Here is a 14,748-nt window from a genome sequence, read left to right on the forward strand (position 1 = left end):
ATTGGCTATATCCTAGCCTTTTCAGGCCCGATGATTTCTAAACGGGACAGCAGTGCTTTTTGTTATTACTATTTGTTCTATTGAGATATGCCTTCATAATTGCTATACGAGCTATACAAACATTGTCTTTGCTGCTAGTCTCTGCTCTTATTCTGCAAATACATGCAGAAAACAAGGTGAAAGGATATGCCTTCCCTTGGAAGATACTCTTGACTATTGATTCTGTGAGATTTGGAGTGATATTATTTCTCCATTTCCCGTCATTACTATGGCGTGTTACTGCAGCCAACATACTATTAATTCCCATATATGGCTTCTTGTCTCGACGAGTATCAATAACTTCCATATCTTTAAAATGACGTAGAATCATTCCTGCAAATTCTTTTAAAGAGCATTCAGACCAGTAAACAACAGCAATTCGTGCTGCGTTTGGAGCAAGTCCAAGTATATAGAATCTATCGTCCAAAGAAGTCTTCAAACTTCCCGAATCTATAGAAGCAAAGACTTTACGCACTTGCTCTATTTTGGCGTTAGGGTCGTCCAACTCTTCGTCGGTTATTCCCAACAAGTCAAACAGACTCTCCTCTGTCTGTTCAGCAACCTTGGAATTAGAAGAAGCCCAAAATACGAAAGTTCGGTCTCCTACACCAAATTTGTTATGCGACCCTTTTTGCAGCATAGCATTAAGAGCAGTTGTATAGGCAAATTCTGCATTTTTACCAATTGGAGCATTGAAACCTTGTTCTTTTCCATAAGAATCAAAACCGCGATCCGTTTTAAAAGAAACTAAAGGCCCCGTATCTTTTGTTAACTTTATCGTGGAATGAAGTCTTGATATAGAGTTTTTCTGTCCAGTTACTAAACATATTCCATTCATACCCTCGTCATTTCGATTCAAAACTAAATCCCATACAGTCTTATCTTCTGCTGCAATTTTAAATTCACCTTGCAGCAAAAACGATATGTTTTTGTTGGACTTAAGCATCTCGTCATATAACAAATCCTTTTTGATAGTTTCTTCTATGGCACCATTATTCTTATAGAATTTAGCTATGGCATCTAAATAACTATCATTAACAGCTTGCTCTTTAAATGCAGCAATCATATTAATAAAAGTTTTATTTTTCTTAGAACTTTCACCAGAACCTCCTATAACATACTCATAATTATCCCAAAGATAATTTGGAATATATTTTTTACCACTGCGCTTTACAGTTTGTAATACTATAAAAGCTTGAGCGGTCTTTTTATCTTTCATTCTACTTTCTATTCTAAGAAAAGAACCATCTTTATCTATCACGATAAGGTAGCCAATCTCTTTTAGTTCTAAGCCCTTTTGGGCTAAACCTTCACATCTATTATAATAGTCATATAATGCTCGTAATATCATTTTAAAATCTCCTCACTGTTAATTGGTGGAACAATAATTACGCCATCTTTCATTTGTGGACGATAGAACATTGGCTGGATGTTCTTCTTATCAGCAAAGTCCATATCATAGAGCATGATTCCTAAGTCTTTAGTACCACCTTGCCCTTCAGATATTGGTGGAGTCAATGCCTCATCATCAGGATTAACGAGACGGAAAGAGGCAGAGAACTCACGAGTACCAAGATAAGGCTGGTTGAAACATTGTCCTTTGCTTGCTCTACGCTCAAATATCTGATAATACTTCATCGGATTCTCATCTTTACCCGGCTCATGAGAAAACAAATCTCCTTCCGCCTTTCGCTTCGATACTGAACGGAACTCCATCTTTGCCCAAATTCGATAATAAACATCTTTTAAAAGCAAACTATTTTTCTGTTGACGATTTACAAGCTTATTATCTTTATCAACTTCATCAATATAAAATGCTTTGATGGTTCTAACACTCGCTGTTGATCCTATTTCATTACGTCTCACAGAAGTCCATTTGATAGGTTTCAACACCTCTATCTTGGTTATCTGCCAATGAATGGCAGGCTTCCAAAATATAGCCTCGAATATAGCTCGTGCTGCTGATGGGGTAATCACATCATAGCTAACACGTTCAACTTTAAATTCGGGTCTTGTAAAGCAAGCCATATCGCCCCACACCTCCAAACAATATTCTTTATCAGTATATTCCATATTACTATTTTTCTTCTTCCTTATCGTTACTATTATCTTCCAAACTTTTCTTTGACTGCTGAGCCTCAAAGAATCTTTTTGCAGAAAGTGGAGAAACTACTTGACGTCCTGTTTTGGATTCGAGTTCCTCTTTTGCAACACGCGCTACATTACCACCTTCTTTAGCACATTGCTTATTTTCATCCAAAGTCTGAGGATTCTTTGCCTTAGTAATGCTCGTTGTTGAGAGTTCTGCAAGCATGTTAAGAATAAGTTCCTCGTTGGTCATATTGTCACGCAGATTTTCCTTTTTCAAACCTTTATATCGTTTGTATTCTTTTGTTGTTCTACCAGCCCAAGCCTGATAGATTATATCTGTTAAAGATGCAAACTGTACCCCTTCCTCAACATTATGAAGCTTCCATTGGTCTGTCAAGTCCTTGCGTATCTCAATACTTTTCAAACGTTGGTTAATCCAATTGTCCGAATATCCCAATCGTTTGTAGTCTATCATGGCCTGCTGTATACTTAATTCTGGATCTTGCATTTGATCCAGTCTGTCTGCTCCAACTTTAGCAAGCCACATTTTAAAAGGTTCAGCCTTTGGAGATGGTACAGACTGAATAATACGTAAGAGTTGCTCTGTATCAGCAACATCCGTTAATCGCATTTTACCATCAGCTGCACGCATTTTCAAAGCGTTACAGTTTGTAACGGTTTCATTTCCCTCATCTTTAAGTCGCTTCTTTAAGACTCTCCAATAGGTTTGAGGATTAGGACTTTCAGTCAAAACCGCAATAACGTCAACAATAGAAAAGTACCATTTTTCCTGATCATCATCCCAAATGGCACGAATCTTATCATCCCCAAATAGCTTTATCGAATTTTTCTTTACCATATCATTTCCATTTAAATAATAATCGATTTGTTCGCCCAATTATTATCGATGCACAAGCCTATATGTTCATCATACTGCTGTTTATAATCGACAACAAAGAGTCCCTCTTTTTTCTCACTAATGACACCCATATCTAACAAAGCTTTGAAATCTGGCTCGTAGGCACTTATAGTATACTTTGATAATTTCTTCATTAAAGAATATGATGGACCTTTTATAAGTATCTGTTGAATAATATCCATACTGTTCTCCCAGCATACTACAACATTTATGCCAACATCTTTTATAAGTTGAAACTTTAGTGCAGCCTTATGAAATAGGATTTCGTCTCGCTTATAAAGATCACTCTCCATATCATTAACATCAAAACTGTCTCTCCTGCAATATAGTTGCATGAAGTAAGACCTCATAGTACTTGGTGCAAACCAATCCAAATTGTCACAAAGACTTAGTCTGGCGTTATTTCCTTGTAAAACTTCAGCAGGGAGATTGTTACATTCTTTAGCCAAAGAAAAGACATAAGTAGTACTTAAGCCATTCTTTCCTTCTCGATTACATCGACCTGCAGCTTGCAATACAGAGTCAAGTCCAGCTTCTTGCCTATATACAATAGGAAAATCTATATCAACTCCAGCTTCTATCAATTGCGTGGAGACAACACGAATAACTTCATTCGTATCGTCCTTTAGAGCATTTTTGAGTTTTTCTAACGTCTCGCTAATATGTGCCGGACACATCATCTTTGAAAGATGTAATGTAATCCCTTCTTGTGGCAAACGTGTATAGAGTTCTTTCGCATCACGACGTGTATTAACAATACAAAGCACTCTTTTATGCTTGCTCAACATCTCTGCAACCTCATCATAAGTTCTTCCTTCATTATTGATACTTAACTTTACCCTTCGCAACTTGTCATGCAAATTAAACTCTCGAGGAATGATTTCTGTAATATGGTCAATCCCTTTGAAGGCTGCCTTCGGATTACATCCTTCTATAAGTCCACTTAACACGGGCTGACTTGCCGTAGTAAACAAGAAAGAAACATTGAATAGTTTATGGTACGTTTTCAATGAATCCACAACAGGTTGAAGATAATCCATCGGAAGTGTCTGCACCTCATCTAAGATCACTACACTGTTGACTATATTGTGAAGCTTCCTACAAACAGATGGCTTATTGCTAAACATAGATTCAAATAATTGCACATTAGTCGTTACAATTATCGGATAGTCCCAATTTTCCGTCGCCAACTTCATTTTTTCCTGAAGTCTTTCAGCTTTGATTTGCTCAGGATCCACATTGCTATGATGCTCCAAAACATTCTCTTCTCCAAAGATGCTCCGTAGAACTGATGCTGTCTGAACTATGATACTTGTATATGGAATGGCTATAATAATTCTTTTCTGACCATTTCTGATAGCATGCTTCATTGCCCATACCAAAGAAGACAAAGTTTTTCCTCCACCAGTTGGTACCGTCAAACTATAAAACCCGATTTCAGTATCTGCCATTTTAATACATTGCTGCTGGACTTGATTTCTTATAGTATTTACATTAGAATTATCAGCTTTAGCTTTCAAATCCTTCAGTTTATTTTCGAGTAAAGGCAGCAAATCATATAACGTAGCTTTATTACCTCTTAACATAGAAGATTCTTTATCCATAAAAGCTTCTGTATCAAGAAAGTCAGCATCCACCAGACATGAAAACATCATACGAGCTAAATGATGAAAATCATTAGTTTGAATCTTGAAAGCAGGTACATTTAATTTTTCCTTTCCTATATTGATATTAACTTCTGCTGGAATATCCTGATTAAGAATTCCTTCTATCTCATCATAATCATGTAAGCCTGTATGATGAGACACTATTTGATTAACGAAGAAAACATCAGCAGATTTACCATAAAGTCTCCGTGCCAAAACTCCACCAATAAATGCATGGTTATAATTACCACAAACTTTAATATCAGGCTCATATCCACTCTCTTTTTTAATATGCTGCTGAAAAGCATGTGATTCCTTACCCTTGTCATGAAGCTGCCCCAAAACTTTCCCCCATTCACTCATACCAAATTCACCAGCGAAACGAGAAGCAAGCTTAGCTACACCAACAGAATGTTCCTCATTAGATTGTATAATCCAATGACCTACATTATCTTGATATATATGTGATATTAATTCTGCCATTTTCATTTTTACTTTTATAATTTTCTTGTTCTAGCTTCCATTCTCCTCTCTCTTCCTATTGTCTCTGGAAATTCATATTTACCCCAACCAACTTCCAGCCTGTTCTTCTTGATTTTTTCATCAAACCACCAGTCGTAGTGTTCACGGGAAATCATGCGGATATCCCAGGCTGCATGTACTTGGGCGGCTATCGATATGCCATATACTTCCCTGAGGTCTATCATTTCTTCAAGCATAAGCTCATCTCGCTTTTCACTTCCCATTTCCTCGATTAAAGCCTGCTTGGTAAAGAGGAAAAAGCCAGCAAACTTATTACAGCGCTTCTCTACGTCTAACTCTGCACTTGCAGGAAAGGTAAGAAGCAGATGAGCTAACTCATGCGCTGCCGTAAAACGGAGACGTTCTATTGTTGTTTTCTCCGGACGCATATCGAGAATAATCAGGGGATGCCTCTTATCTGCCCATGTACTCATACCCCATACGTTATCAGGCAATTCTGTTGATAAAATCTTAATGCCTTTTCGCTCTAATAATCGAAGAACGCCGGAAATCGGTCCATCACCACTATGCCATCGTTTTCTCAAAAGGTCGGCAGCATGTATTGCATCCTCTAGGGTGGAAACCTTAGTTCCTTTGATAGGATTCTTAAAAAGGATGTTTTTAAAGTATTTCTCTTCATGAGAGCTAGACTGACAATATATCAAACGCTCCTTGGCAAGATACTGCTCTGCCCAAAAAGAGAGCTTTGCTTCAAGTGCTTGCAACTCGTCTTCGGACAACTTGCCATTGGAGGTGGTGCGGAGCATCGGAACATCTATCTTAAGATTGGTTCCTTCGAAATATGCCTCGCTGATATTGAGGGCTTTGGCTATGGCTTGCAGGGCATCACGCTTAGGGCGCATGATGCCTTTCTCATAACGGGAGATGCTCTGCTTGGTGATGGCTCCGTTGGTCCGCTCTACGAGTTTATCCATGCTGAGCCCCATCATCAGGCGCGCTTCCCGCAATCTTATTGAAAATGAGTCATTAGTCATAATTGTTAGTTCTTTAATTTGTTGACAAATATAATAAGAACACCTAACATTGTCACCAAGCAATATAAAGTTTTAACATTAAAAAGCACTTGGATACAGGAAGAACTAGAAGATTTAAGGAGAAAATGGAATTACACATTATTATATTAAGAAAAAGACGTGGTTTTAAAGTTTTTTCCCTTACAGGGCGCAGGGGTATTACAAACAAAAAACCCAGGGCGATTGCCCTGGGCTATGAGCTTCTGCCCTTTACCTTTCCGCTTCGCGCCGGTGACCGTTGGTTCAGGGCGTAAGGCGGACTGCAAACGAATTTATCCCTTCAAGGCTTAAGGCGGCTGCAGACGAAACAAAAACTACTTTCCTATCTTCTTCATTCTATCAACCTGTGTCTTAATTACATCAAGCGTTGATTTATCTGTAGAGAAGACGGAATTGAGACCTTGGGCTTCCTGGGCTGGATCGCCGGTATAATCATCTCCTACCTGCCACTGCTCGTGCTTCGGCTGGGCAAAACCACCCCAGCCCCAGAAGTTGCAACCGGCAAAATAACCACCAGAGGCGGCATTGTCGCCAACAAGACTGAAGACATACTTATAATAACCATCACGACCTTCTGTAGTAGAAGAAGGAGAGAAGGAGAAACCGTCACGAGGATAACCGAACTCTTCCATCACCAACGGCTTACGGATGCGACCGCAAACAGCAAGATGCTCATCGATATACTCCTTGGTGTTCTTGCAGGATACGCCCAAATCTTCCAGCAAATGGTCTTTTCTTGCCCAACTCCAGTTGTAAGGCCACAAATGGATATTGCAATAATCTACATTCCGGTCGGCACAAATGCGTTCCCAGCAATCCAACTCGTTTTCACAACCCCACTTGCCTTCACTTCCGATGGAGATGAGATGATTCTTGTCGAGCGAACGGATCAGACGGCTTGTCTCGCCCAGCCATTTCTCGAATGCAGGCAACTGCTCCTTGCTGAAGGCACGAGGCTCATTGCCTATCTGCCATGACATGATGGCTGGATCGTCCTTATATTTTTTCTTTGTATATCTATTGGTTCTAGTAAGAATGAAACGCACGTAATCATAGAAGAGTTGGTGAGCCTTATCACAGGAAGCATACTGAGCCACGAAATTCATGAATGCCGAATAGCCATCCTCATCAGGACGTGGCGCCTTGCCCAAACCTGCCTGCTCCAGATAATAGCCGTAACCGCCGCTCCATTCCCAGGAATTGTTGAGATAGAGCACAGCCACCATCTTGCGTTTGCCCATCTCCATCAGGAGATAATCGAGACCGGCAAGTATGGTATCATTATAAACGCCCGGTGCTTCCTGCAAGGTAGGTTCCACCTTGGTCTTCACTCCACGCTTGCCATCGGAACCCACCAGGATGCGCAGGTTGTCGATGCCCATCTCCTTCATCTTGTCAAGTTCACGGCAGAGTCGTTCCCGGTTGCCGCCCTGTCCCTCTGAGCCCAGGATAGCGCCATACCAGAAGTTGGTGCCTACATAATAATAAGGTTTACCATCACGAACGAAATGTCCGTCCTTTACCTGTACGAAGTCTGACTTTGCAAAGAGATTGCATGTAGCCAATGCCATCGCCAATAAAACAAATAATTTCTTCATCTATGATTCTGTTTATGATTAAGTTTGAAGTTTATGTAAATATCGGGTGCAAAGATAATAAATATGGGCAAGAAAATATGATACTTTCTTGCCCATTCTACATACAAATCCTTATAAATGTCTTTTAGTTGCTATAAGCACTCTCACCATGCTCGTAGATATCGAGACCTTCCTCCTCTACTCTCTTGTCAACACGTACACCTACTGTCTTATCAACTACCTTGAAGATGATGAAGGTAACTACGATGCTATAGATGATGCTCACCACGGTGGCTACCACCTGAACCCAAAGCTGATGCCAGTCGCCATAGAGAGCACCTTCAACGCCTTCGGCACCAGTTACATATCTTGTGGCAAAGACACCGGTGAGGATAGAACCCAGGATACCGCCCATACCATGCACGCCGAAAGCATCGAGGGCATCATCATACTTGAACTTCTCCTTTACTACCGCTACCATGAAGAAGCAGACGATGGTGGAAATGATACCGATGCAGAAGGCACCTAAGATATCCGTACTACCTGCTGCCGGAGTGATGGCAACCAAACCGGCTACAGCACCGGTACAAGCACCTACCGTAGTTGGCTTCTTGTTCACAATCCAGTCGATGAGCATCCAGGTGGTGGCTGCTGCAGCTGTTGCGATATGGGTTACGAGGAAGGCATTGGCAGCCAGACCATCAGCAGCCAAACCGCTACCGGCATTGAATCCGAACCATCCCAACCAGAGGAACGACATTCCCATGAACACGAAGGTGATGTTGTGAGGAGTGATAGGATGACCAGCACGATAATCATCACGCTTGCCTACACAAAGCGCCATGACCAAAGCGGCTACACCGGCATTGATATGTACCACGGTACCACCCGCAAAGTCGATGGCTCCCATCTCCTGCAGGAAACCGCCGCCCCATACCCAGTGGGCCATTGGAAGATAGGCGATGATAACCCAGAGAATGGTGAAAAGTACATAACCGCTGAACTTGACACGCTCGGCGAATGCACCGAGAATCAAGGCTGGAGTAATGAGGGCAAACATGCATTGGAACATCAAGAAAGTGAGCTCAGGAATGCCCGTTGGCATGATGGCATCCAAACCGATGCCGTGGAGGAAGCACTTATCGAAACCTCCGATGATGCAAGCCAAAGGGTTGCCGCTATCCGCATATTCTGTAGAGAAAGCCCAGGAATATCCGAAGGCTACCCATATCAAACTGACTACTGCCACGATGAATACCGTCTGCATCAGGATGCTGAGGATATTCTTCTGGCGCACCAAACCGCCGTAAAAAAGTGCAATACCTGGGATTGACATCAAGAGCACCAAGATGGTTGCCATGATCATCCACGCTGTGTTACCCGTATCGAGTGTTGTCAATAATAAACTGCTCATATTTATATCTTATAGTTAAATTAGAATACAATATAGTCTCTCAAATATAAACTTCAATACCAATCATAAAGTTCAATGTTCAAACCTCAAAGTTCAAAGTATCTTTATTCCTCTTTCTCTGCATTATAGAGAGCAATGTCGCCTCGCTCGCCGGTTCTGATTCGAACGGTATCCAATACAGGAATCACGAAGATTCGACCATCTCCAACTTCACCGGTCTGTGCTGCACCCTGGATGGCTGCGATGGTTGGTTCCACATTCTTGTCCCGAACCACGATGTTCAGGAGCACACGCTCGATGCTGCTGGTATCGTACATCACACCACGGTAAATGCGAGCCTGGCGCATTTTTCCCTCTCCTCTTACATTATAATAAGAGAACCACTCAATGTCGGCTGCTAAAAGCGCCTTCTTGACATCTTCGAATCTAGACTTACGGATAATTGCCTCAATCTTCTTCATAATCCTTTAATAATTAATAATGTGTTAATACCTTTATTGATTGTCTCTACTGAAAACTGATTTTCATTGGTTGTTATTACTTTTCATCTATTTCTTAACACAATGTTCGTTTTCGGCTGCAAAATTAATACATTTTGTTAGTATTTTAAAGAAATTCAATACATTTCGTTTCTATTTTTCTCCCGAAATTTTAAATTTATCCAACCAAACTGTTTTCTTCTTACATATTGTAATCTGCAAACGGTTATTGCATTACAAATTGTAAGAGAGCAAAAAATATCCACTATTTAATGTATGCTTTTTCTTGCATATTTCAACATATAGTCGTACCTTTGCAACCGAAATCAAACAAATAGTCATCGAAAGTATCGATTGATTAGCAAAAAGTCAAATCTCAACAAGAGACAAGACGTGAGAGATAAAAGAAGAAATTCAAACTTAAAGGACAACGCAATATGAAAGAAACAGTTCATTTCACCAAGATGCAGGGAGCGGGTAATGACTACATTTATGTAGACACCGAACAGTATAACATCCCTGACCCAGAGAAGGCAGCCATTGCCTGGAGTGCTTATCACACGGGCATAGGAAGCGATGGACTGGTTCTCATCGGTAAACCGCATGACGCCAGACGAGCCGACTACTCCATGCGTATCTTCAATGCCGATGGTTCAGAAGCGATGATGTGCGGCAATGCAAGCCGATGCATCGGAAAATATCTCTACGAAAAGGGATTGACGAGAAAAGACACCATCCGACTGGAAACCCTTTCGGGTGTCAAGATATTGAGATTGCACATTCAGAAAAACACGAAAACCGTGGAATCGGTGACTGTGGACATGCTGAAACCGATATTGGAAAATCCTGAGCAATTCATCGGTCCTTCAACGCTGGAAGCTGACGGAAGGACATTTGAAGGAACTTACGTATGTATGGGAAATCCACATTTTGTAACCTTTGTGGAGGACATCGACACCATCGACATCGCCCATTACGGTAAGATTCTGGAAAGAGACAAGGCTTTTCCTCAGCGCTGCAACATCGAATTCGCACAAGTGACAGATACAGACGTCATAAGAACTAGAGTTTGGGAAAGGGGAAGCGGAATAACAATGGCTTGCGGAACAGGAGCCTGTGCTACTGCCGTAGCCGCAGCCCTGACCAAGCGTACTGGCAGAAAAAGCAGTATCGTGATGGATGGCGGAACTCTCCAGATAGAACACAGTGAGGCTGACGATCATGTCTACATGACGGGACCTGCAGCCTTCTCATTCGAAGGAGAAATTGAATTATAAATAAGAGCAAACTTAAATAATAATAAGGTCGATAAAAAGACCGCAATAAAAGGAGAAACGAAATATGGCATTAGTTAATGAACATTTCCTGAAGTTGGCAAGCAATTACCTGTTCGCCGACATCGCAAAGAAGGTAACAGCCTACAAGATTGCACATCCAAAGCAGCGTGTAATCAGTCTGGGCATCGGTGATGTAACCCAGCCTCTCTGCCCTGCCGTCATCAAGGCAATGCACAAGGCTGTAGACGAGATGGCTGTGCAGGCTTCCTTCCGAGGCTACGGTCCGGAGCGAGGCTACGACTTCCTCCGCGAGGCTATCATCAAGAACGACTTCCTGCCCCGTGGCATTCATCTCGATGCCAACGAGGTCTTCGTAAACGATGGAGCCAAGAGCGATACGGGAAATATCCAGGAGATTTTGAGATGGGATAACAACATCGGCGTTACCGACCCGATTTATCCGGTTTATATAGATTCTAACGTGATGATAGGTAGAGCGGGAATCTTTGAGAATGGCAAGTGGAGTAACGTAACCTACATGCCTTGCGATGAGAGCGATGACTTCATCCCTCAGATTCCTGACCACCGTGTGGATATGATTTACCTCTGCTATCCAAACAACCCTACGGGTACGGTCATCTCGAAGGAGGAACTCAGAAAATGGGTAAACTACGCTATCAAGAACGAGAGCATCATCCTCTATGATGCAGCCTACGAGGCATATATCACCGACCCGGAAATTCCTCATTCTATCTACGAAATCCGTGGAGCCAGAAAGGTGGCAATAGAATTCCACAGCTATTCGAAGACTGCCGGTTTCACCGGTGTGCGTTGTGGTTACACCATCGTTCCAAAGGAACTGAAGGCAAAGACACTGGCCGGCGAGGAAGTGGCATTGAACCCTATCTGGGACCGCCGCCAGTGCACCAAGTTCAATGGTACCAGCTATATCAGCCAGCGTGCTGCCGAAGCCATCTACACCCCTGAGGGCAAGGAACAGGTGAAGGCAACCATCAATTACTATATGGAGAATGCCCACTTCATGAGAGCAGAACTCCAGAAACTCGGCTTGAGAGTATATGGCGGTGAGAATGCACCTTATCTCTGGGTGAAGACGCCAAACAATACACCTAGCTGGAAATTCTTCGAAGAGATGCTTTATGGTGCCAGCGTAGTCTGCACCCCTGGTGTCGGCTTCGGTCCATCAGGCGAAGGCTACATCCGACTCACCGCCTTCGGCGAGCATGAGGACTGCAAGGAAGCCATGGAGAGAATTGCCAAATGGCTGGGAAAATAGATTAAGTGAAAAACGAAGAGTGAAGAGTGAAGAATTCTATAGCTTTCTTGCTTGAATCTCTCGTGACTCACATAAAACATAAAGATAAGAACAATATGTAAAACGAAGAAAAGAACAAGAGAGAGGCAAATGAATTCATCACTCTTCGTTCTTCACTCTTCACTAAAAATAATATAAGGTATGAGCAACTTAAGATTTGAAGCTGTTTCAGAGGCTTCCAAGAGAAAGCCTGTTGAGGTAACCGCTCCTAGCGAGCGACCAAGTGAATTCTTCGGAAAGAAGGTATTCAACCGACAGAAGATGTACAAGTATCTCCCTGCAGATGTCTATGAGAAACTGGTAGATGTCATCGACAACGGAGCTCGTCTCGACCGTAACATCGCCAACGCCGTCGCCAAAGGCATCAAGCAGTGGGCTGACGAGAATGGCGTAACCCACTACACTCACTGGTTCCAGCCATTGACAGAAGGTACTGCCGAGAAGCACGATGCCTTCATCGAGCATGATGGCAAGGGTGGTATGATCGAGGAATTTTCAGGTAAGTTGCTCGTTCAGCAGGAGCCTGATGCTTCTTCTTTCCCATCTGGCGGTATCCGCTCTACCTTCGAGGCACGCGGTTATTCTGCATGGGATCCAACATCGCCTGTATTCATCATCGACGATACACTCTGTATCCCTACAGTCTTCATCTCTTATACAGGTGAGGCTCTCGACTATAAAGCTCCATTGCTCCGTTCATTGCACGCTGTAAACGTAGCAGCTACAGAGGTTTGCCACTACTTCAACCCTGATGTCAAGAAAGTTATTTCCAATCTCGGTTGGGAGCAGGAGTACTTCCTGGTAGATGAAAGCTTGTATGCTGCACGTCCTGACCTGATGCTGACAGGTCGCACCCTGATGGGTCATGATTCTGCCAAGAACCAGCAGATGGACGACCACTACTTCGGTGCCATCCCTGAGCGTGTTCAGGCATTCATGAAGGATTTGGAAATCCAGGCTCTTGAGCTCGGTATTCCTTGCAAGACCCGTCACAACGAGGTAGCACCAAACCAGTTTGAGTTGGCACCTATCTTCGAGGAGACCAACCTTGCCGTTGACCACAACATGCTCCTGATGAGCTTGATGAAGAAGGTGGCTCGCCATCACGGTTTCCGCGTACTTCTCCATGAGAAGCCATTCGCAGGCATCAATGGTTCAGGTAAGCACAACAACTGGAGTCTGGCTACTGATACCGGCATCCTGCTCCATGGTCCTGGCAAGACACCAGAGGATAACCTCCGTTTCGTAGTCTTCATCACAGAGACTTTGATGGGTGTATACAAGCACAATGGCTTGCTCAAGGCTTCTATCATGAGCGCAACCAATGCGCATCGTCTGGGCGCCAACGAGGCACCTCCAGCAATCATCTCTTCATTCCTCGGCAAGCAGTTGACCGACCTTCTCGAGCACATTGAGAAAGCCGACAAGAAGGATCTCTTCACCGTGGCTGGCAAGCAGGGCATGAAGTTGGATATCCCAGAGATTCCAGAGTTGATGATTGATAACACCGACCGTAACCGTACTTCTCCATTCGCCTTCACCGGTAACCGTTTCGAGTTCCGTGCCGTAGGTTCTGAGGCTAACTGTGCATCAGCGATGATCGTATTGAACACAGCTGTAGCTGAGGCTTTGACCGACTTCAAGAAGCGTGTGGATGAGTTGATTGCCAAGGGTGAGGATAAGACATCTGCCATCATCGATATCGTTCGTCAGGATTTGAAGACCTGCAAGCCAATCCGTTTCGATGGTAATGGTTACTCAGATGAGTGGGTAGAGGAAGCTGCCAAGCGTGGTCTGGACTGCGAGAAGAGTTGTCCAAAGATTTTCGAGCGTTATCTCGACCCTGCCTCTATCAAGATGTTCGAGGATATGGGTGTCATGAAGAAGAACGAGTTGGAAGCCCGTAACGAGGTGAAATGGGAGACCTACACCAAGAAGATTCAGATTGAGGCTCGTGTAATGGGTGACTTGAGCATGAACCACATCATCCCTGTGGCTACTCACTATCAGAGTCAGTTGGCTAAGAATGTGGAGAACATGATTGACATCTTCGGTGACGAGGAAGGCAAGAAATTGACTGCCCGCAACATCAATATCATCAAGAAGATTGCCGAGCGCACTCAGATCATCGAGACCGGTGTTGAGGAATTGGTAAATGCCCGCAAGGTAGCCAACAAAATTGAGAACGAGCACGATAAGGCTATTGCTTATCATGACACAGTAGCTCCAAAGATGGAGGAAATCCGTTATCAGATTGATAAGTTGGAGTTGACAGTAGCCGATGAGCTCTGGACCTTGCCTAAGTATCGTGAACTTCTCTTCATCAGATAATAAGCAATTTTCTGGTTTAATTATAAGTTATAGTTTTCGTTTAAGAAAAAGAAAACGCAAAAGCTCTAAAAGAGCTACTCTTC

At 42.9% G+C, this 14,748-nt stretch carries 12 protein-coding genes; 4 read left to right on the plus strand and 8 right to left on the minus strand.

The window, feature by feature from the left end; genetic code table 11:
* Window positions 1-37: 37 nt before the first annotated feature.
* Genes cas8c through F7D73_RS00970 form a run of 5 tightly spaced genes read right to left on the minus strand, consistent with a single transcriptional unit; the run spans window position 38 to window position 6,212 of the window.
* On the minus strand, window positions 38-1,390 hold the full coding sequence (cas8c, locus tag F7D73_RS00950; RefSeq protein WP_153121875.1) for a type I-C CRISPR-associated protein Cas8c/Csd1: 1,353 nt from the start codon (window positions 1,388-1,390) through the stop codon (window positions 38-40).
* Complete coding sequence (gene cas5c, locus F7D73_RS00955) at window positions 1,387-2,112, minus strand: type I-C CRISPR-associated protein Cas5c (RefSeq protein WP_153121876.1); 726 nt, start codon at window positions 2,110-2,112, stop codon at window positions 1,387-1,389. Before cas5c ends, cas8c begins: the two co-directional genes overlap by 4 nt.
* A gap of 4 nt (window positions 2,113-2,116) precedes the next feature.
* Window positions 2,117-2,989: a BRO-N domain-containing protein gene (locus F7D73_RS00960; RefSeq protein ID WP_153121877.1), complete on the minus strand. Its 873-nt coding sequence runs from the start codon at window positions 2,987-2,989 to the stop codon at window positions 2,117-2,119.
* A gap of 11 nt (window positions 2,990-3,000) precedes the next feature.
* Window positions 3,001-5,184, minus strand: a complete 2,184-nt coding sequence (gene cas3 / locus F7D73_RS00965) for a CRISPR-associated helicase Cas3' (protein WP_153121878.1) — start codon at window positions 5,182-5,184, stop codon at window positions 3,001-3,003.
* Between the two features lie 8 nt (window positions 5,185-5,192).
* A complete protein-coding gene (locus F7D73_RS00970; protein ID WP_153121879.1) occupies window positions 5,193-6,212 on the minus strand; it encodes a helix-turn-helix domain-containing protein in 1,020 nt (339 codons plus the stop codon).
* Between the two features lie 89 nt (window positions 6,213-6,301).
* Between F7D73_RS00970 and F7D73_RS00975 the strand changes: the two genes are divergently transcribed.
* Window positions 6,302-6,505: a hypothetical protein gene (locus F7D73_RS00975; RefSeq protein WP_153121880.1), complete on the plus strand. Its 204-nt coding sequence runs from the start codon at window positions 6,302-6,304 to the stop codon at window positions 6,503-6,505.
* A gap of 60 nt (window positions 6,506-6,565) precedes the next feature.
* On the opposite strand, the gene F7D73_RS00980 is transcribed toward F7D73_RS00975, so the two are convergent.
* The 3 genes from F7D73_RS00980 to F7D73_RS00990 all read right to left on the minus strand — a co-directional run bounded on the left by F7D73_RS00980 (window position 6,566) and on the right by F7D73_RS00990 (window position 9,703).
* The gene (locus F7D73_RS00980) at window positions 6,566-7,849 is read right to left on the minus strand and encodes a glycoside hydrolase 5 family protein (protein WP_153121881.1); all 1,284 of its coding nucleotides are present in this window, start codon (window positions 7,847-7,849) and stop codon (window positions 6,566-6,568) included.
* 124 nt (window positions 7,850-7,973) lie between these two features.
* A complete protein-coding gene (locus tag F7D73_RS00985; RefSeq protein WP_153121882.1) occupies window positions 7,974-9,242 on the minus strand; it encodes an ammonium transporter in 1,269 nt (422 codons plus the stop codon).
* 104 nt (window positions 9,243-9,346) lie between these two features.
* Window positions 9,347-9,703 carry a P-II family nitrogen regulator gene (locus F7D73_RS00990; protein WP_006849503.1) on the minus strand — a complete coding sequence of 119 codons (357 nt, stop codon included), beginning with the start codon at window positions 9,701-9,703 and terminating at the stop codon, window positions 9,347-9,349.
* A 455-nt stretch (window positions 9,704-10,158) separates the two neighbouring features.
* Here F7D73_RS00990 and dapF point away from each other — a divergent pair, with 455 nt between their 5' ends.
* The 3 genes from dapF (at window position 10,159) to F7D73_RS01005 (ending at window position 14,665) form a co-directional block, all read left to right on the plus strand.
* The gene (gene dapF, locus F7D73_RS00995; protein WP_153121883.1) at window positions 10,159-10,998 is read left to right on the plus strand and encodes a diaminopimelate epimerase; all 840 of its coding nucleotides are present in this window, start codon (window positions 10,159-10,161) and stop codon (window positions 10,996-10,998) included.
* A gap of 64 nt (window positions 10,999-11,062) precedes the next feature.
* A complete protein-coding gene (locus F7D73_RS01000; protein WP_153121884.1) occupies window positions 11,063-12,295 on the plus strand; it encodes an LL-diaminopimelate aminotransferase in 1,233 nt (410 codons plus the stop codon).
* A 180-nt stretch (window positions 12,296-12,475) separates the two neighbouring features.
* Window positions 12,476-14,665, plus strand: coding sequence for a glutamine synthetase III family protein (locus F7D73_RS01005; protein WP_006849499.1), 2,190 nt, complete (start codon window positions 12,476-12,478; stop codon window positions 14,663-14,665).
* The last annotated feature ends 83 nt before the right edge of the window (window positions 14,666-14,748 follow it).

It is taken from the genome of Segatella copri (assembly GCF_009494395.1).
In the GTDB taxonomy this organism is placed as follows: Bacteria; Bacteroidota; Bacteroidia; order Bacteroidales; family Bacteroidaceae; genus Prevotella.

What these genes read in the sequence shown, in the direction of transcription:
- F7D73_RS00980 (WP_153121881.1), bottom strand. Translation starts at nt 7,849, where the DNA reads ATGAAGAAATTATTTGTTTTATTGGCGATGGCATTGGCTACATGCAAT.
- cas8c (WP_153121875.1), bottom strand. Translation starts at nt 1,390, where the DNA reads ATGATATTACGAGCATTATATGACTATTATAATAGATGTGAAGGTTTA.
- cas3 (WP_153121878.1), bottom strand. Translation starts at nt 5,184, where the DNA reads ATGAAAATGGCAGAATTAATATCACATATATATCAAGATAATGTAGGT.
- F7D73_RS00960 (WP_153121877.1), bottom strand. Translation starts at nt 2,989, where the DNA reads ATGGTAAAGAAAAATTCGATAAAGCTATTTGGGGATGATAAGATTCGT.
- F7D73_RS00990 (WP_006849503.1), bottom strand. Translation starts at nt 9,703, where the DNA reads ATGAAGAAGATTGAGGCAATTATCCGTAAGTCTAGATTCGAAGATGTC.
- F7D73_RS00985 (WP_153121882.1), bottom strand. Translation starts at nt 9,242, where the DNA reads ATGAGCAGTTTATTATTGACAACACTCGATACGGGTAACACAGCGTGG.
- dapF (WP_153121883.1), top strand. Translation starts at nt 10,159, where the DNA reads ATGAAAGAAACAGTTCATTTCACCAAGATGCAGGGAGCGGGTAATGAC.
- cas5c (WP_153121876.1), bottom strand. Translation starts at nt 2,112, where the DNA reads ATGGAATATACTGATAAAGAATATTGTTTGGAGGTGTGGGGCGATATG.
- F7D73_RS01000 (WP_153121884.1), top strand. Translation starts at nt 11,063, where the DNA reads ATGGCATTAGTTAATGAACATTTCCTGAAGTTGGCAAGCAATTACCTG.
- F7D73_RS01005 (WP_006849499.1), top strand. Translation starts at nt 12,476, where the DNA reads ATGAGCAACTTAAGATTTGAAGCTGTTTCAGAGGCTTCCAAGAGAAAG.
- F7D73_RS00970 (WP_153121879.1), bottom strand. Translation starts at nt 6,212, where the DNA reads ATGACTAATGACTCATTTTCAATAAGATTGCGGGAAGCGCGCCTGATG.